This window comes from Deltaproteobacteria bacterium (genome assembly GCA_016208165.1).
Classification (GTDB): Bacteria; Desulfobacterota; Desulfarculia; order JACQYL01; family JACQYL01; genus JACQYL01.
Genome location: JACQYL010000058.1, coordinates 98,460 through 117,488, shown reverse-complemented (window position 1 = coordinate 117,488; position 19,029 = coordinate 98,460). Strand labels below are relative to the sequence as shown.

Below are 19,029 nucleotides of genomic sequence, written 5' to 3'. Positions count from 1 at the left end.
CCGTCCATAACACGCATATCTACGCAAGGGAGCAACAATGACCCACGACCGCATTCCAAAGGGAATCGAATTCTTGTTCAAGGAAAGCCTGCCCGAACATTGCTTTATTCCCGAAGATCTCACCGACGAGCACCGAATGATCCGCAAAACGTCCCGGGATTTCGCCCATAAAGAGGTGATTCCTCGCCTGGACCGAATCGATGCCAAAGACGAAACATTGATCATCGACCTTTTGCATCAGGCGGGAGAGCTGGGGCTTCTGGCGATTGACGTACCTGAGGCATTCGGCGGCCTCGGGCTGGACAAGATCTCGAGTGTCGTGGTGGCGGAGGAACTGGGGTCCACCGGCACGTTTTCCGTGATTTTGGGGGGCGCCACGGGTATCGGGTCTCTGCCCATCGTGTTTTTCGGAAACGATGAGCAAAAAGACAAGTACCTTCCGGATCTGGCGTCGGGCGCCGCCATAGGCGCTTTCGCTCTCACCGAATCCGGCGCCGGCTCCGACGCCATAGGGGGGTGCCGCACCAAGGCGGTCTTGAGTGCGGAAGGGACCCATTATGTTCTGAACGGCGAAAAGGTGTTCATCACGAACGCCGGGTGGGCCGATTCCTTCATCGTTTTCGCCAACCTGGAAGGCTCGGGCTTTTCGGCGTTCATCGTGGAACGATCCCTTTCAGGAGTTCAGACGGGCGCGGAAGAGGTGAAGATGGGGATCAAGGGGAGCAGCACCACCACCGTCGTTCTGGAGGACGTCCGGGTCCCTGTCGACAATTTGCTCCACGAGCCGGGAAAGGGACACGTGGTGGCGCTCAACGTCCTCAACATCGGACGTTTCAAGCTGGGGGCCTCGGCCATCGGCGCGTGCAAGATCGCCCTCAAGTCCGCCGTCGGCTATGCCAAATCACGCGTTCAATTCAAAGTCCCCATCAGCGATTTCGGAGCCATCCGGGAGAAACTGGCGCGCATGGCCACCCGACTGTACATGGGCGAATCCGCCGTCTATCGCGCCGCGGGCCTGATCGACGCCTCGCTGGAAACCATGGACACTTCGGTGGACAACTACGCCAAAGCCACGGCGGCCGCGATACGGGAGTATGTGGTCGAGTGCGCCATCAACAAGGTGTACTGCACGGAGGCCCTTGATTTCATTGTGGACGAGTGCGTTCAAATCCATGGCGGTTACGGCTATGTGGCCGAGTATCCGGCGGATCGTTACTACCGCGACGCTCGCATCAATCGGATTTTCGAGGGCACCAACGAGATCAACCGGCTCCTGATCGCCGGCGATACCTTGAAACGCGCCGCCGCTGAAAAGCTGCCCCTGATCGACCGCGTGGAACAGATCCTGGAAAAAATCGGAGCGTCTTCCTTTCCCGAGGCTTTCTCTGAAAGCGATCCTTTGGGCCTCCAGGAGCGATGGATTTGGGGGTGCAAGGAACTGATTCGCCTGACGGCTTCCGCAGCGGTCGAAAAACTCGGAAGACAGACGGCTGAGGATCAGGAACTCCTCACCCGACTGGCGGATATGATCATCGAAACGTTCGTCATGGAGTCCGGCCTGTTGCGGGCCCGGAAGGTTTTGGACCGGCTGGGGGTGGAAAAGGCTCGATTTTACGTGCACATGGTGCAGTCGTATGTGGATGAGCAGATTCCGGGGATGGCCGCCCGTTCAAAAGAGGCGCTGGCGTATCTGGAATCCGGCGAGAAGCTGAGCGCTCTGTTGAAGGGAATGGACGGACTCCTCGACCACCCGCCCGTGAACGGCATCAACATCCGGAGAGATATTGCGTCCGTGGTGGTGGAGAAGGAAGGCTACCCCCTGGATTGAACGGAGAAGCACCCTAAGAGATTCTCCAAACGGCGTTTTCCGAATGCCCTTATTTTAAGGTGAAATACCGACCTCCAATGCCTTTCGGCTGCCGGTGTCGATCATTCCCGGCAAGAGAGCCCTGTATACGCCACTAGGGTATGGAATTGTGTCCGGACAACCGTAAGCACCATTGCTTTCGGCGTTGCCCGGAAACAATTCCGCGATGTTCTCTACGGCGTGCAACGCCGGATGTGCGAAGGGAATATTAAGAACCTACCGATTTATGATATACTCATTTTATTGATCTTCGATACTTAAAAGAAACAGAATGAGTTGGGCTGAGGGAACGTGAGCTCGGCCGACTCGGAAAACACCTCTACTGCGATGGTAGGACGGCAACGGGGATTTCCGTCGCCAAGATCCAATGCCCCGCCAACTCCGGTTACGCAGGTCGGGACGTTGTGAGAAGATATAATTTCCTATTCGGAAAGCGACCATGGCCGACGGTATAGATTCCGGAACGAAAACACGCCGGGCCGGTAAATGGCTGCTCTGGTTTGGCGCATCCCTCCTGATGCTGATCGCGTTCATTGCGGTCGCAGTCTTCTTTTTGCCCCAAGTGGTTTCAACAGAGTGGTTCAGAAACCGCCTTGAACAACAGGCGTCGCAATCTCTTCATCGCCCCGTCGAGGTGGATTCGTTAACGTGGACCTGGTCTCGGGGAATCATTCTCGAGGGCGTGCGCATTCCCGACGATCCCGAACTTTCCCAAAAGCCGTTGTTCGAGCTCGAGTATGCACATCTGTTTGTGGACCTGAAAAACCTGCTTCGTCGGAGAATCCTATTCGATGTCGATGTGGACGGATTGGCCGCGCGCCTGATCAAAGGACCTGACGGCCGGACCAATCTCGAACGCCTGCTCGCCCCGTTCGAACCTTCCGAAGAGGAAGAACCGGAACCCTCCGTAGGGGATTGGAGAACCCTCACGTTCGAAGCTCCGAAGGAGATGGAGGGACGCGTTCGCCTGAACAACCTGTCGTTGCTGTACGAGGATCGAGTCCGAGGAAGCACGCTGAAGGCGGACGAAGGATCCCTACAACTCGATATACCTTCCATGGATCAGCCGATCGAATTGAAAACTTCGTTGAATTTGGAGGTGGACGGTAAACCCTTGCAGGGCGTCACGATGTCTGCACGAATAGAGAATTTTACAGATACCCACGGCCGGATCGCCCTCACTTTGGCCAGGACGCATATGGAATTGAATGTACCCGGAGGCCGAGTGCTGGTCGATGGTTCGCTGGAGGAAACCAGCCTGGACACCCGGATTCATCTGGATCTGGCTCAATTGCTGAAATCTGTTGAGCCGTTCCTTCCGGTCGGCCTGCCGACATGCACCGGCTCCGTGGATCTTAGTGTTACTGCGAAGGCCCCGGATCCGGAGACGTTTCTTTTTGACACCAAAGTGGCCGCCATAGGCCTGGAAATCTCGGGTGGACCTTTGAAGGCGGGCCGGATGGGACCGGCAGACTTAAAAGTGTTTCAGGATGGGGCGTTCCACCGGAAGAAGGACCTGCTGGAAGTGAAATCGGGCGAGTTGCAGCTTCAGAAGAACTGTCGATTGGCCTGGCGGGGCAATCTTGAAGGGTTGAGTCAGGCAAAGCCCATAGCGGACATTCATCTGGGTCCGGTCTCTCTGGACTTGGGCCAACTGCTGACCCTGGTCCAACCGCTGTTGCCTGCATCCCTCGCTCTTCCCAAGGGACGCAACGGAGAAATGATCAACGCCGAACTCTTGATGGACGCACTGCGTCTGACAGGGCCTGTACCGGAAGGGCCGAATCAAGTGGAAATCGAAGGCGTTTCCTTGACCGTGCCTGGTCTGGTCCTGGATCTCCCTGGAGGAGCCGCTTCCTTAGACAAGGTGGTATTTCTGATATTGCGGGGAGAGGCCGGCATCGAGGCCGGCCTGCCCTCACGGTTCCGATTGTCGGCCAACTGCGGGGTCGAGCGGTTCGAGCTGAGCGGATCCCAACCAATGTCTTTCGAGAAACTCGAGCTGACGCCGGTCGAGATTTCCGGCGAGGACCTTGCGCCGTCGGAAAATACCTTGTTCGGCCTCCTCGGCAGCATATCCGTGTCGGAGACCTTGATTCTTAAGGGGCTGGAAGTTCCGAAGAAGATTCGCATCGCCGAACTGCGGCAAGGTCTGGGCCTTCAATGCCGTCTGGAAGCCGACCGGTCTATCACCATCGATGTGAAAGAATTGGGTGTCGCCGCGCCTTCCATCGAGTTGCAGGCCTTGCCCCAAGGGAACGTGACAACCTCGTTGGATTTGAAGGGGGCCGCCGACACGATCCGTTTGACCGGATTGAACCCGGTGCGTTTGGATGCGGGGCGCTTCGAGGCCCGGTTGCAACTGGGAAAATTCATCGATGCCGGAGTCAAGGTCGGAGCGCGCAACACGGGCTTCGAACGATTGGACGCTGAAGGTCATACGACCTTACGCCCGGCCGAGTTGATGCCTTTGTTGCCCCCGGACCTGGGGGTTAAAGGAAAAGTGGACGGGGAACTGACTTTGAATTGGCGGTTTTCCGGGCGGCTTCCCTCGACCCAAGAAGTGGAAGACGTGAAAGCAAGCTGGTCCTCCAAGGATCGGCCGGCTAAACGTATCCCCTTCGTTGACCAGATTCAATTGGTGACTTCATTGAACCATATCTCTGTGGACATTCCCGGAGAAAACGAAACCGTTTTAAAGATCGGTCGAATCGGCTCGAAAAAGCCCTTCCAACTGACGATGGAAGAGGGCCTTTTGCGAAACCGGATTTCGGGTGAATTGGAAATGGAGCAAATCGAGTCGCTCCCTGTCTTGGGGGACCTCGCTCAACCGCTTAAACTGAATCTGACCCTTTTCGGATCTTTTGAAGACTTCAAGCGCATTTCCCTGGACGAGACCGTCGCCGTCGTGACCCTGAAAGGGGCTATTGACGCCGGGGCCCAACTACAAGTGACCCCGGACAAAGAATTGCAGGCCAGGGTCTGGTTCAACAGCCCCAAACTCGATGCCCGTGTGGGTGATCTGCTCCAGGTGTCCAATTTTCAGAGTCATATCAACATAGAGAAGCAATACCATCTGACCATGGACGGCAAGGCCGCGAGTTCCCCTACGAATGAAAAGTCGTTTCTGTCCGTGCAGGTGCTCGAACCCAGGCCCCTCATTTCGCAAAGCGGGAACATGGACGACCAGATGGCGAGAAGACTGGCGGACGATCTGCAGGGACGTTTCGGAAGGCAGCGTAGTCTGGCTTTCGATGCGGCCCGCCTTCACGCGGGTGGGTTGAACATTGACCTGACCAACGAGCAGATGGAATTCCGGCTCGTGAAGGGACTGCCGGTTGTCGACTATTTTCGCATGGATCTGCTGGGAGGAAGTATCCTTGGCTCGTTTTCCGTTGACCGGGCTGAAACGGACTTTATGATTAGAGCGGACCTTGCGTTTTCCGGCATAAACGCCAAGAAACTGATGCCCGATACCATCGGAGGCGTGCCGGACGAAGAGGCGGAAATCAGCGGACAGGTGTCCCTGCGCGCGCCTCTTCTCCAGGACGTAAACCGGTTCCTTGAAGACCTGAACCTGGACTTGGATTTCACTCGAATCGGATCGAGAGCCCTCGAGAGATTCCTTTTTGCATTGGACCCGTATGAAAATAACGAGAGCATCGTCAGCCAGCGAAAGCTCTTGCGTATCGGGACCCCCAGATGGATCAAACTGGGTATTCGCGAAGGAAATCTTTCTTTATCCGGCGAGGTCGAGGCGGGCGGCGCTCGCATCGATTTGCCGGGCATCGACAGAGTCAATATAGCGAATCTGCCCAAACTTCAGGGCATTGAAAAGAGCCTTTCAGGCCTGGGTATGGTGATCTCTTTGATGAGAGCGGCCGGCGCCACGGCCATCACGGTGGACTCGGACGGCCGACTCAAGTTTGAAAACGATCGGTCTTAACTTCCGATCTCTTTGGTTTTGAAAGGAGCCTACATGCGGCGAGTTCTCATTGTGCTCGTTCCATTGATCGCCCTGTTCGGGTGTACGTTGGCGAAGGTGCAAGTGAACGTGGTGAGCGAACGTACCGCTCTGGAAAACCAGGTGTTGGGTTCATACAATTCGTTGAACAGGGAGGTGCTGACCGTTGCGTCCGTTCGTGGAGTGGATCCTCTGGGACGTATCGAGGAGCCTCCCCGCACAAGTGGGGAACAGGAGGAGGTAAACACCGCCCTGGAAACGATCGCCTTTCATGCGGACGATCTTGACGCGTTCAAGCGACTGGGATGGGTGGGAGAGAACAATGAAGGACTTCTGGCGTCGTTTCCCATGGACAAGGATAACGCGCCCGAGAGTCTCGGAGAGTTCGCGGCTCGGTATAAAGAAGACGAGTTCAAATACGTGGTAGGGCAGATCAATGACGCGCGGGAAAAAGTCATGCGACGGGTGATCCAGATCAATGAAAGCTTCACCCAGGACGATCTGCCCAAAATCAGGCGCGTCTTCGGCGATCTTAACCGGGAAAATGCCTCTTCCGGGGACCGGGTGCAGGCGGAAGACGGCGCCTGGACGGTGAAACCATGAACGGGTTCGGGTTATCCGTTTCAACCTTGTGCATCAGGGCGCGTTTCGCTCTGCTATTGCTCTTCGTCCTCGCTTCCTCACTCGTTATAAGCGCGTGCTCCGGATGGCGAGGTGCGGCGACGGGGACGGCGCCGGCGCCGCAACCGTCTGTAGACGCGGCTCCTCCTTCCGGATATGCGCCGAAACCCGTGATGTTTCAAAGTACGGAGCAGATTCGCCCCAAACGACTTCCCGTAAATGTTCCACTCCAAATTACGTTCGAATCCGACCCCGTTCTATACACGACGTTGTCCCATGACGGTAAATGGTTGGCCTACGTTACGGAACGCGGGGGTATTTCGGCTCTCTGGTTGAGATCCGCCGATCCTTCGGTGGTGGTATTACCCAGGCGGGTCGCGACGGATCCGGGCAAGATCCTTGCTCCGGCCTTCTCTCAGGACGGCCGTTGGATCGCCTATGTGGGAACCAGTTACGACGCCAAGGGCGACATTTTCGTCATGCCGCTCGACCAGGACGGAGTCCGGCCCCGGCGTCTAACGGGACGAGATACGGAAGACAGCTCGCCCTGCTTTTTTCCGGACGGCGGAACCTTGATGTTCCATCTGAACCGTCCACCCGACCCCCAACGTCACCTGGCGACTTTGGACCTTCGTGCAGTGGAAACCGTACCTCGCGTCCTGGATACGGGAGGAGATGCAGCATTTCCGTCGGTATCGCCGGACGGGTCCAAGTGCGCGTTCGTATCCGACAGAAACGACGGCGGAGGCGATCTTTTTCTCCTGGACTTACCGCACGGGACGGTTACCGCGCTCACGCAGGGACCCGAATGGGACCTTTTCCCCACCTGGTCCGGAGACGCGGAAAGCGTTTATTTTACGCGATTTGGATCGGATACGAATGGCGACGGAACAATAAACACGTTGGACAACGCCGTAGTGGCTCGAGCGCCTGTTACCGGAAAGGTGGAGACGGCCTATCCGTTGACGTCTGCGTCCTACTCGGCCCTGGAACCCAAGACCGGTGAGTCCGGACTCTACTTCCTGTCCGGTCGCTCGGGTATCAGCAATGTCTGGGCCCTTCCGACGGAGGGAGAGATCCCGCTGCAATCCGAAGTGGCCTCACAAATGGACCTGGCCGGAGAACTGTCACGGGCCTATCCTCCGGATCTTCATCTGGCCGTATTGGGATATTACAAAGTCGTCGAGCGTTTTCCGGACCAACGTCCGTACGTGGCGAAGGCAGCCTATGACATGGGCGAATTGTATCTGCGGCTGCACATGTCCTCTGCAGCGGAAAACGCCTTTCGCCTCGTAGTGGAACGTTTTCCTGAGATTCAGCCTCAGGCGGGCTTTTCGGAGATTCACCTGGTGTCCATCAGAACGCGCCGGCAATGGAGTGCTTCCCGAAACGAGGCTGAGCAGCAAGCCCTGCTGAAAAAGGGACGAGCGGACCTCGAATCGCCGGCGAAAAAGCATGAGCAACAACTCGCGATTGGGCTTCGGAGCGGCATCGAGCAGGGACGTCTGCTGTTGGATCTGGGGCGGAAATCGGACTCGTTGCTCGATGCGGTTCATATATTGGACAGGGTGATCCGGAACGCTTCGGATGATCGCAGCCAGGCGGCGGAGGCGCGCGTTTTGCGGGCGGACACGCTCAGCCGCTTGGGCCGCGCCGATGCCGTGATTCCTGCGTACATGGAAGTGGTCAAAGACTACTCGGATGTTGAGACATGGGCGGACCTCGCCGTGGACCGGATATTGGAACTCAGCACGGAGGGCGTCGGCGACAGCAAGGTTGAAACCCGTGTGGCTTTGCTGCAGAGGATTGCGCACAAGCGTTTGGAGTCTCTGCCGAGATTGGCCATGGGCGCATGGAACCGTATCGGCGATCTTCACTTCGCGGACAACGAATGGCAGGCGGCCAAGGAGGCGTACAGGCGAGTCCTCGAAACGTTTCCCGGGGTGACCACGCAGACGGCGGCCGCCCGGCTGGCGCTGGCGGAAATACTGTATCGGGAAGAACGATTTCACGAGGCTTTGAATCTATACGAGACGGAGATCGCTAAGCGTCCCTACGAGGATCACATCTACCTTCTGGCTAGAGAAGGGTACATACGAAAGTCCGTTTCCGCCGGCGACTTCTTGTACAGGATTGGTGAGGTGGCCTCCGCGCGGACGACGTTCCGGGATCTGATTCGCTACGACTATACCATAGTGGAAGCTCACAGGGGCTATATCAAGTGCGCGGCGGCTCAAAAACAGTTGCCGGAAGTCCTGTCTCTGTATCGAAAACAGATCGGACAGGATTCCGCGGACGCTGTTGCACTGTACAGTGCAGGTCTCTGCTACACGTATTTCGAGGGCAAAAAAGAACTCGATGAGGCCCGGACACTCATCGAGCGGGCCATTCATCTCCAGGGGCAGATCGAGTATTTCCACCAGACGCTGGGCTATGTGTACGAAGTCCTGGAGACCGTGCACGACGAAAAGGGCCAACTCGAGAAGGGGCTGGAAGAGTACCGGAAGGCTTTCTTCCTGAACGATGCCGCGAGAAACCCTGACAACCATTCGAATCTGCTGCTGAATCTGGGCAATGTGCACTTTTTGCTCGGGCAATACGGGAAAGCATTTGAGTACTATTCGAAGCGGTTCGAAACCGGAATGGCGTTCGATAACGAAGACACGGAAGTACTTTTTCTTCGACGTTTTGGCGCCGCCGCTTTTCAAGTCGGAGACCGAAAACAGAGTATCGCAGCGTATAAGCAGGCCCTCACACTCATCGAGGAGCGGATTCAGCCGCGTCATGCCTCCGAGCTGTTCGGCCGCATGGATCGTTACATATCCGAAAGCATCCTCAATCCAGCCATGGGAGAAAAAGAGCTCGAAGGAAAGGCCAAAGACTTGGCGCGGCGCCAGGCTGCGCTCAACCAGAAATTGTTCGAGATCAGCCGGAAGACAGTGGACCCGCCGCCCAGCCCTGCGTGGCAATCCTACCGGAAGGCCATGGAATCGCTGCTGTCCGAACAGGCGTCTCTAATCCCCGATCTGCTGAAGCTGGTCCCGAAGAATCGGGACGAAGCCCAACAGGCGTTGGCGTATAAGCTTTCAAGAGTTCGGGACGCCCTCGTATTTCCCTCCCGACTGACCGAGTTGAAGGCCGAGATGTTGGACCGGTTGGGATTGGCGTACCAGGAAGACGGGAATTGGCCGCCGGCGCAGGAGATGTTTGAAGGAGCTTACGAGATTAACCAGCGGCTGGGCCTTACAAGGAATCTGGCGACAAACAAACGGTCCATCGCTTTCAACGCGTATATGGAAGCGGGAGCGGTTTCCGGAGAGGAACGAAACCGGTTACTCGAAGGGGCATCCAAGGACTTTCGGGAAGTCATAGACCTTGCGCGCAAATACGGCGTGACGTCGAAGCAACAGGAAAAACCGACAGGCGCGGGGGTGGGTTTGGCCTTTGACGTGGCTCTGGACAAAATCGGTTCCACTCAGGCCATGTACGGATTTACCGCGGAACAGGAGGAGCGGTTGGCCGAAGCTTTCATCGCCCGAATCCAGACGGATTTGGGGGCGTTGCAGCCGGCCGAAGCGGCGCTGGAAAAGGAGTTGCAACGGTATCCGCCGGATACGGAAGTTCAGGACGAAAATGCCTACGGTGTGTCCTTGTTGTTCCACCGGGCGGGTCTGGTGGCTTATGCCCGGCAAGACCCCCTCCGGGCTTTCGATTACTTCCGACGTTCGGCGGAGTTGACCCTTCGTCTCGGGAATCCTGTGAGCACAGTGCTCAATGTTACCAATATGGTTCGCTGTATGTTGGCCATGCCTGCGGGCGAAAGCCAACAGGAGCGGCGCCGGGAACTGTTGATCGACCTCGATCGCAAAACCATGCAGCTGTTGTCCCGTTTCCCCGATCCGGCCGATCGCCGGACCGTGGCAACCTATCACAATACCATGGGAGTCGCGGCGCTGAGCACTCCGGTTTCCGGCGATATCGATAAAGTGGAGGCTGCGGTTCGACGGATGACGGCCGTGGAGCGCGCGGCCACCCATTTCTATTTGGGCCTCGAGACCCTTGAACTCGACAAACCGTCGGTGGACAGAGAATCCCTGGCCCTCGGGGGGGCGATTCAGATAAACTTGGCGGACACCGCGAGATCGAACGGCGACGTTAAAGGCATGAGGAACCATTTCGAATTTGCGCTGGACCTGTCCCGTCGGGGCTTGTTGCCGGACATCCAGTGGCGTGCGCTTGCCGGGCTCGGCCGGTTCGAGGAGGCCCTGGAAGCGCTCGAATCGGTAACCGCGATTCGGGCCGGTTGCGGTCCCATGGAGGTCGCAGACCGGTTCGCCCCGATGGTGACGGAAATGATCGGATCCGGGCGGACGGAAGAGGCTTTCAATCTGATCGAGCGCCTTTCGGAGCTTGATCGGGTCCAGCGGATGGCTCCCTTGGTCTTGGGCGATATCCCCAGGAAAGAGCAGGAACGTATTCGTAAAAGCTACCCGGTGCTGTTGTCCTTGAGGAAGCTCGACCGTGATCGCACAAAGGCCAACGAAGCGGAACGAGAGTATGTTTCCATACGATTGGGGCAGGAAAAGGAACTTCTATCCCTGTCCATCGGGAAAAACCGCGAGAATCTCCCTTTTCCGGCTACATTGGCCACTAAGGAATCCGACCAGGATCGGTTGCTGATCCTCCTGGGGCTGGCGCTCGATGCCGAGGAGGAGGCGAGAAACGCGGTCCGGGACGGAGAGGCGGAAAAGAACGGACCCCACCTGACGAAATACCTCGATCTCGTTCGAAGATACGGGAGCGAGGTCGAAGATGCCGCTCTCTCCCGCTCTATCGAGGAGCCTGCCGGCGTTGTGGGGATTTTTGTTCCCGAGCCGGTGGAAGCTATCGATGTGATGGAATCGCTGCCGGCCGACGGCCTGTGTATGCGGTTTTTCGCACTGTCCGATCCAAAGCCGCAATGGGCGGCGTTCGTTCTGACACCCGACGAGATCCGCGTCGAACATCCGGTTCGCCGGGAAACTCTGAAACGATCGGAATCCGGGGTTGAGGTTCGGGCATTCGAGGAACCGTCGAGACTTCCGTTTGACGTTCAGGGCCCCCTGGCTCTCAGCGGCACTCATCTGGTTCGTTCGGCTCGGAACCGGAAGCCGTTCAAACGGAAAGTGCTCGAATTCCCCGGCGTATATGCCCTCCCGGGGCCGTTCAAGGTAACGAGTCTGCCTGAGGATGCGGTGGAAAGCGACATTTTCGCTTCGGTTTCCGGGGCCCACAGTCTCCTGGTCAATACGAACGTATATTCGGCCATTTCCGTACCCACCAGACCCGGGGAAAGCGCTCAAAGGAAGCCTGCCATTGAATTGAGTCAGGGCCGCAACCTGCCGCTAGACCGGCTGTTCGGCCGACTGCCGGGAATCTCCATGGCGGTTCTCCCCAAAGCTTCCCTGGAATATGCGTACGAGTTGGGTCAGCTGTTTTCGCTCATGGGATGTCCAACGCTGTTGCTGCCGACGCGTCCGCAGGAGAAATCGGCTTTCCTCGAACCGTTTTTCCGACTCTACGCGGATACGTCCGCATTGGACGCGATTCGGGCTGTCCGGTCCGAGGGGGCGACGGAAGATTGGCATCTTGTCGGATACTGGGGCCTTTCCCCGGAAGCCGCTTTGGAACTGGGCAGGCAGCAGTTCGTGGGTTACGTGGACCGGGGAGTGGGTGCGTTCAAATCCGGAGAGTATCTGAAAGCCCTTTCTCTTTTGGAAAACGCGTTGAGCGTTGCCGGGGAAACGGAGTCTCTAAAGCGCCACCTTCCGGACCTGTACCGCTACGCGCGCGAATCCGCATTCCTTGCCGATCGGTTGGACGAGGCGGCGTCTTACGCGAAGGCATTAGTGGACATCATAGCCGGCAGCCAACCGGACTCGGAAAGCCACGCTGAAGCCCTGCTGAAGTGGGGTCTCGTGCTGGCCCGTGCGGAACGATACGCAGAAGCCGTTCCCGCCTTGGAAGACGCCCTCGAGATCATGTCCAATCTCGAACTCAGACCGGAACAGGTTCGGGCCCTATCCGATCTTGGCGTGGTTCTCGAGAACGCTACGGAATACGATCGCGCCCTGGTGAAATTCCAGGATGCCGCTTCCCTCAGCAAGGCGCTGGACAAGAAGGAGCTGCTGGCCCGTCAATATGAGAGCATCGGCCGCATCTACGACCTCAGGCTCAGCCAATACGCTCTGGCCCGGCAGAATTATGAACGGGCCTTGGGTATCTACAAGGAACTCGGATCAAAACACGGAATGGCGCAGGCGCTCCTGGACCTCGGACGCTGCTGCCGGCTGCTGGGCGATTTCGTTGAGGCGGAACGAAACTACTCCCAATCCCTGGATCTGGCAGGTAACGATGCGTCTCTGCTGCGCCTGAAGGCCGGTGTTGTTATCGAACAAGCGAACAACGCCTGGTACCAGGCCAGATACCAGGAAGCTTTCAAGCTTCAGCGCCAGGTGCTTGACTGGGCCCGGCAAAACGGTTGGCCTCTCGAGGAAGTGCTCGCCTTGAACACCTCGGGGCTCATCTGGTGGACCCTTGGGGATCCCCAAAGGGCCCTGCGCCAATTGGAGCAAGCCATGACTTCGGCGCAGAAGCTGAGGGTCAGGAAGGATGAAATCGCCACCATTTTGAACAATAAGGGGATGGTGTATCGTGAGATGGGCAGGTTCGAGGACGCACTTGCGAGCCTGGATCAGGCCTTGGCCATGGATCGGAAACTCAAGTCCCGATGGGCTATTGCGTATGACCTGCGCAACACGGGCCTCACCTACCTGCGCATGGGACAGCCGGAGAAGGCCGTTCCCTATCTCGAGGATGCTCTCGCGGAAGCTTCGAGTATCGGAAACCGAATAAACGAGGCCAAGATTCTCTTGGCTCTGGGCGAGGCTCTCAGCGCGTTAAAGCGAAGCAAAGAAGCCCTCTCGGCTTTCGAAAAGGCTCTGGAAGCTTCCCGTTCCATGGCTTTGCGGGAAACGGAATGGCGTGCTTTGTATGGGATCGCTCTGATACGACTCGATGAAGGTCGCAAACAGGAGGCCCGTGAGCTGCTGACTCGAGCCGCCGATATCGTTGAAGGCATGCGTGCGGAAATCAAGCTGGATCAGCTTAAAGACGGGTTCATTAACAATAAGCTGGTGGTGTACGAAGCCTTGGTTACCCTGCTTTGCGATCTCGGCCACGTCGAGGAAGCGTTCGACGTGGGGGAGCGATCCCGTGCCCGCGGTCTCATCGATCTTCTGGGAAACCAGCAGTTGACCTTGCGAGGCCAACTGGATCAGCAGCTATACCAAAAGTTGACGACGGTCAGGGCGGGAATACGGGAGCAGGAGGCTCTGGCGGCCCAGTCCGCCGACGAGGCCGAACGAGCCATCTATCAGCGGACGCTTCAGCAGCTCAACGACGAGTATCGGGACATCATGCTGGACATCGAGGCTTCTAATCCGGAACTGGCCTCGCTGGTTTCGGTAAATCCCCTCTCCTCGAAAGGAGTGCAGGAGTTGCTGGCCCCCGACGTGGCGCTTCTAGCCTATTACGTCACGGCGGTGGAAACATTCTGCTGGATCATGAAAGCGGATTCGCTGGACCTGTTTCGAGTGCCCGTGGGACGGGAGTTCCTTGCCGCTTCCATCGTGAACTACCGGCGGAGGCTTCAGAATCTGGAACCACTCGAAACCGAGTCCCGAGGCTTATATGCGAACCTCTTTTCGCCGGTGATTTCCCGTCTGAAAAGCGGCCAACTGGTGGGCATCGTTCCCCACGGGCCGTTACACTATCTTTCCTTTGCCACGCTCCAGGATGGGGAAGCGTACCTGGCCGACCGGTATCCGCTGTTTTACCTGCCGAGCGCAAGTGTGCTAAAGTATACACTCGAGCGGAGGAGAGGGGACAAGAACGTTCGGGTTCTGGCCATCGGAAATCCGGACTTGCACAATCCGGCCCTGGAGCTTCCCTTCGCCGAGCGTGAAGTCACCAGCATCGGCTGGAATTTTCCCAATGTTACAACGCTCACCGGCGACAGGGCCACGGAAAGCTGGATAATCGAACATATCGGGGAGTTCGGCATTATCCATCTGGCTTCCCATGGTGAATTCGACCCCATTAACCCGCTGTTTTCAGCCGTGCTGCTGGCGAGGGACGCTCAATCGGACGGGAATCTCGAGGCGGCCGAAGTGTTTGGCCTTCGGATTAACGCAGATCTCGTCGTGCTTAGCGCCTGTCAGACCGGCCTGGGAAAACTAACGAGCGGCGATGATGTAATCGGCATGAACCGTGCGTTTCTGTATGCGGGCACGCACGCGATCATATCCAGCCTGTGGCGGGTGAGCGATGTTTCCACCGCCATGCTGGTTAAAAAGTTCTATCGCGAATACAGTCTCAGAAGCAAATCCGAAAGCCTGAGACGGGCCATACTTCACGTGAAAAACCGCTATCCGCATCCGGGTTACTGGGGAGCGTTCGTCCTGGTGGGGGATTACTTTTAGGTCTCGGAGCGGAGGGCGAACATGTTCGTACATGCGCTAATGTTCCAAGATAACAGAGGGAGATGATTCATGAGAGTTCAGAGGTTTCTATGGCTGCTCATCACGAGTCTGATGTTCGCAGGCGCCTTGGCCCTGGCCCAGAGTACGCTTTGGGTGACTTCCCAGGCCGCCAAGCTCAAAGCCGACAAAAAGGCCTCTTCGGAGACCATCGCCACCCTTGCTGTTGGTGACGAGGTGAAACTGGTATCGGAAGAGGGAAGTTGGTACAAGATTCGGACCTCGGACGGACGGGAGGGCTGGATGTACAGAGGCCGCCTTTCGGATTCCCCTCCCCAAAAGGAAGTGGAGGGCGAAGGGACTCAGCTTTTCTCCGCGCTCTCGGGGAGCAGCATCCAAGCCGACGAGGCCGATACGGCTCGAAGCATCAGGGGCTTGTCCAAAGAGTCGGCGACCTATGCCGAGAACCAGGGTACGCCGGCCAAGTACAAAGAGGCGTTGGATCGCGTCCTTTCGATAAACGTGACGGAAGATGAACTGTTTGCCTTTCTCAGAGAAGGCAAAATCGGCGAATATGCTGAGTGAACCGTGAGGAAGCTATCATGAAATCGAAGATGTTGATCTTGAGCATGGTTGGTTTGGTCCTGGCTGCGACCCTGGTAGCGGCCAACATGGTGGCATGCGAAGACGCGCGCCAAACGGAATCGGTCGATACGCCGTCGCAGCAAACGGAATCCGCAGCCGAAGAGATTCGAATGGCGGGACTTTTGGACTTCCTGGGAAAGGAAGACTCGAAAGAGCGAAAGATTTTCGAGGGAGTCACCACTCTTCTCTCCGGCGCCACGGAAATTGACTTTGAATCTGAAAGAACCATTGGCGAAAGTCTGGCCTTGGAAGGGTTTCATCGATACGGTCTGCCGGTGAACAATGCAGCGCTACAGAAATACGTGAATCTCGTCGGCATGGCCGTTGCCAGGAATTCCACAAGACCTACGATTCCGTACCGGTTTGTCGTGGTGCAGAGCGATATTTTGAACGCGTTCAGCTGTCCGGGCGGAATCATATTCGTCAGCGAAGGTTTGGTGAAGCTGCTGGACAACGAGGCCCAACTGGCGTGTGTGCTGGCTCACGAGGTTGGACACGTAGCGCACAAACATGCGCTGCAGTCCATTCGGCGCGCGCGTTTTTTCGAGGGAATCGGAAAAATAACGGCCGCCAACATGAAAGGGGAGAAAGGCAAGCAATTCGAGAGCATGATCGGCGACCTGCAGACTGTACTCTTTGACAAGGGATTGGACAAGGCGATGGAATTCGAAGCCGATCAAGCGGGTATGGAAACCGCCTATCGTACCGGTTACGATCCCATGGGCATGATCGAAGTGTTGAAGGCATTGGAAGAGGTGCAGAGCCGATCCGAGAAAAAAGGCTCCTGGTTTTCGACCCATCCTCCCCTGGACCAGCGGATTGCCAAATTGGAAGAACGTCTGAATCAATATCCGGGCCGGAAGGATCTGGCCACGGTCGAGAGAAGATTCCAGAAGTACGAGAAAGGCGTAAAATAAGTCATTAAAAAGGACACCCAACTACATTGTTGGAAGATGCCGGACCCTTAAGAAGTCGATCACATGCGTGAAGCGTCGTGCTGCTTTTCGTGGCGTCGCCGGAGCTTCCCCAACAGATCGTGATTACCGTGCTACAGACCCCTGAGTTCCTACGCCGGACCCTGCGTTTCGGCGCCGGCTACATATTCGAGAGAAAGAAGTCTTTGTCCGGATATCTGAGACCGATGTCGTATTCACGGAGATCGAGTGCAGGACGGTCGTGTGTATCGATCGTCCTGACGGCGATGTTGGTTGGATTCCTCGGTTGCACGTCCGGCCCCGGGGGCGGCTCCATAAGATCCTCGGTAGCGGATCTGTCCGGAAGAAACGGCGCTGCGGTCCTGAACGGCCTGCGAAAAGCCGCACCGGCGGACGCGGGTCTCCTTTGCGTGTTGGCATCCCGCTGCAGCGGGACGGACGTGCAAATAGACGTGCGCGCGGGGTATCGGCCTCTGGGGCGCATCGGGTGCGAAACCTGCACAATGGGGATTCTTGAACCAGGCACCTATGTACTGCTGTCAAGGAGAGCGGACTCTATTGAAGGGCCTGTGGCTGTTTTAGCCGTGACGATCCGAAGCGGGAAAACACTTTTTGTCTTCCAAAGGTGGGATCCGGCGCATACGTCATTCGAACTGGAAGCCATGAATGAGCAAAGCGGCTCGGACCTGTTGGGAAAGCAGTTCCCGAGCGTGGAAGGCGCCGCACAGGATTTCGTGAAAACCCTTGCCGGCCAAACGGATGTCGAGAGAACCTGGGAGAGGCTGTTTCGAATCGAGGCGCTCGATGCTCGAGAGATCGCGTTTGAAGGAAATATCGAGGCGGCGCTGAAACGGGTGGCGTCCGTTGTCGGCTACGGCCGGGATTTAGGGCCATACGCCAATCCGATCCTATGGAACACATTGCTGCAACTTTCGAGCGTATTCGCTGACGAAGAATCGGGAATATCGGCCGAGCCGTTTTCAGAAGGAACGCGACGCCGGCTCGAGTCCATCGAAGCCTATTTCTCGAACGTGACTTTGAAGAAAGAGGAGGCATCCGAGGGAGTACTCGCCGTCGAACTGCTCAGAACCGTGTTGTCGGCTCGCGCGATGCGTCTGGAACAGGATCGAATCATCCGTGTGAAGGTAGAGAAAGAGGGGACGGGTGGGGGGCTGCTTTACGACTATGCCGAGCGGCGGGACGGCTACCTATGGGTATTTCTATCCAGCCTGGAAAAGAGCGTGCATCTGGCCTCGGCCAAGGGAATTCCATCGGACACGCGTCTTCGCGTACTTGAATGCATCGACCAATTGAACACTACCACACTCAAAGGAGGCATCAAGGACGCCCACGTTCATCGTGAGATCCGCAAACTCGGAGAGATGGACCCGGACCCGGTGGTCCGTTCCCGAGCGGAACGATTGACGGAAAGCATCCTCGAATACCGGTGACCGGTGTTCACCGTATAGCCGGGAGTCTTTGCGCGGTCTGTCGGATGGAGCCGGGAGGGCTTCCTTCGGACGTAAGGCTGTCCGGCCCGAGTTTCAGGTTAAGTGACCTTCAAAAATCCGCTGTCGTGTCTCGCCGATACCTTTCCTATCAGCCTTGCGTCGGACAGGCCCCCTTCATGGAGGGCCTTCAAAAGGGCGTCACCGTCAGGACTTGAAATGAGCAGGCCGCCGGACGTCTGAGCGTCGGCCAGAATGTCGAGCAGTACCGGGTCCACGGTGTCGGAAATCTGCAGGGCCTTCCGGCAGAAGTTTCTGTTCTTGTGCGTACCCACGGGCACGAGGCCCAAGCCTGCAAACTCGACGGCTTCTTCGATCAGGGGTACGTTGCGGGCGTAAAGGTGCATTTCCGCGTGGCTGGCCCGGGCCACTTCCAACGCGTGTCCCAGCAGGCCAAAACCCGTAATGTCCGTGCAGGCGTTTACGGGGAACCGGGACATGATTTCCGCGGCTTCTCTGTTGAGGGCGGCCATGATTTCGATGATCTTTTTTTCGAGGTCGGGAGGGGCCATGCCGGCCTTGATGGCTGTGGCGATGATGCCTGTGCCGATGGGTTTGGTGAGAATCAAATCGTCGCCCGGCCGTGCTCCGGCGTTGGTCCGCACCTCATCGGGGTGCACCACACCCGTAACGGAAAGCCCGTACTTGATCTCCGGATCCTCGACACTGTGTCCTCCGACCAGAGCGGCTCCGGACCGCCGAACCACATCCGAGCCACCTCTCAGGATCTCCTTCAGTATGCTTTTGTCCAGTTCGTTGATGGGGAAGCATACGATGTTCATCGCGGTGATAGGACGTCCGCCCATGGCGTATACGTCGCTCAACGCGTTGGCTGCGGCGATGCGGCCGAAGTCGTATGGATCGTCCACAATAGGGGTAAAGAAATCCACCGTTTGAATAAGAGCTACGGTCTCGGAGATTTTGTATACACCGGCATCGTCGGACGTTCCCCGGCCTACGATCAGGTTAG

The 19,029-nt window shown here is 57.2% G+C and carries 7 protein-coding genes and 1 pseudogene (1 of these 8 cut by a window edge); 7 read left to right on the top strand and 1 reads right to left on the bottom strand.

Features of this window, described 5'->3' with window-relative positions; all coding sequences use genetic code 11:
* Window positions 1-37 precede the first annotated feature (37 nt).
* The 7 genes from HY788_13080 to HY788_13050 all read left to right on the top strand — a co-directional run bounded on the left by HY788_13080 (window position 38) and on the right by HY788_13050 (window position 18,002).
* Window positions 38-1,828: an acyl-CoA dehydrogenase family protein gene (locus tag HY788_13080; protein ID MBI4775087.1), complete on the top strand. Its 1,791-nt coding sequence runs from the start codon at window positions 38-40 to the stop codon at window positions 1,826-1,828.
* Window positions 1,829-2,306: 478 nt separating this feature from the next.
* Complete coding sequence (locus HY788_13075; protein MBI4775086.1) at window positions 2,307-5,813, top strand: AsmA family protein; 3,507 nt, start codon at window positions 2,307-2,309, stop codon at window positions 5,811-5,813.
* Between the two features lie 33 nt (window positions 5,814-5,846).
* A complete protein-coding gene (locus tag HY788_13070) occupies window positions 5,847-6,434 on the top strand; it encodes a DUF1318 domain-containing protein (GenBank protein ID MBI4775085.1) in 588 nt (195 codons plus the stop codon).
* Between the two features lie 191 nt (window positions 6,435-6,625).
* Window positions 6,626-14,974: a tetratricopeptide repeat protein gene (locus HY788_13065; protein ID MBI4775084.1), complete on the top strand. Its 8,349-nt coding sequence runs from the start codon at window positions 6,626-6,628 to the stop codon at window positions 14,972-14,974.
* 69 nt (window positions 14,975-15,043) lie between these two features.
* Window positions 15,044-15,556 (top strand): SH3 domain-containing protein, encoded by a 513-nt coding sequence (locus tag HY788_13060; protein MBI4775083.1) that lies wholly within the window; start codon window positions 15,044-15,046, stop codon window positions 15,554-15,556.
* A gap of 170 nt (window positions 15,557-15,726) precedes the next feature.
* Window positions 15,727-16,533 carry a M48 family metalloprotease gene (locus HY788_13055; protein MBI4775082.1) on the top strand — a complete coding sequence of 269 codons (807 nt, stop codon included), beginning with the start codon at window positions 15,727-15,729 and terminating at the stop codon, window positions 16,531-16,533.
* 77 nt (window positions 16,534-16,610) lie between these two features.
* Complete coding sequence (locus HY788_13050; protein MBI4775081.1) at window positions 16,611-18,002, top strand: hypothetical protein; 1,392 nt, start codon at window positions 16,611-16,613, stop codon at window positions 18,000-18,002.
* Between the two features lie 98 nt (window positions 18,003-18,100).
* Here HY788_13050 and selD read toward each other — a convergent pair.
* Window positions 18,101-19,029: pseudogene (gene selD / locus HY788_13045) on the bottom strand (selenide, water dikinase SelD); it runs 62 nt beyond the window's last position.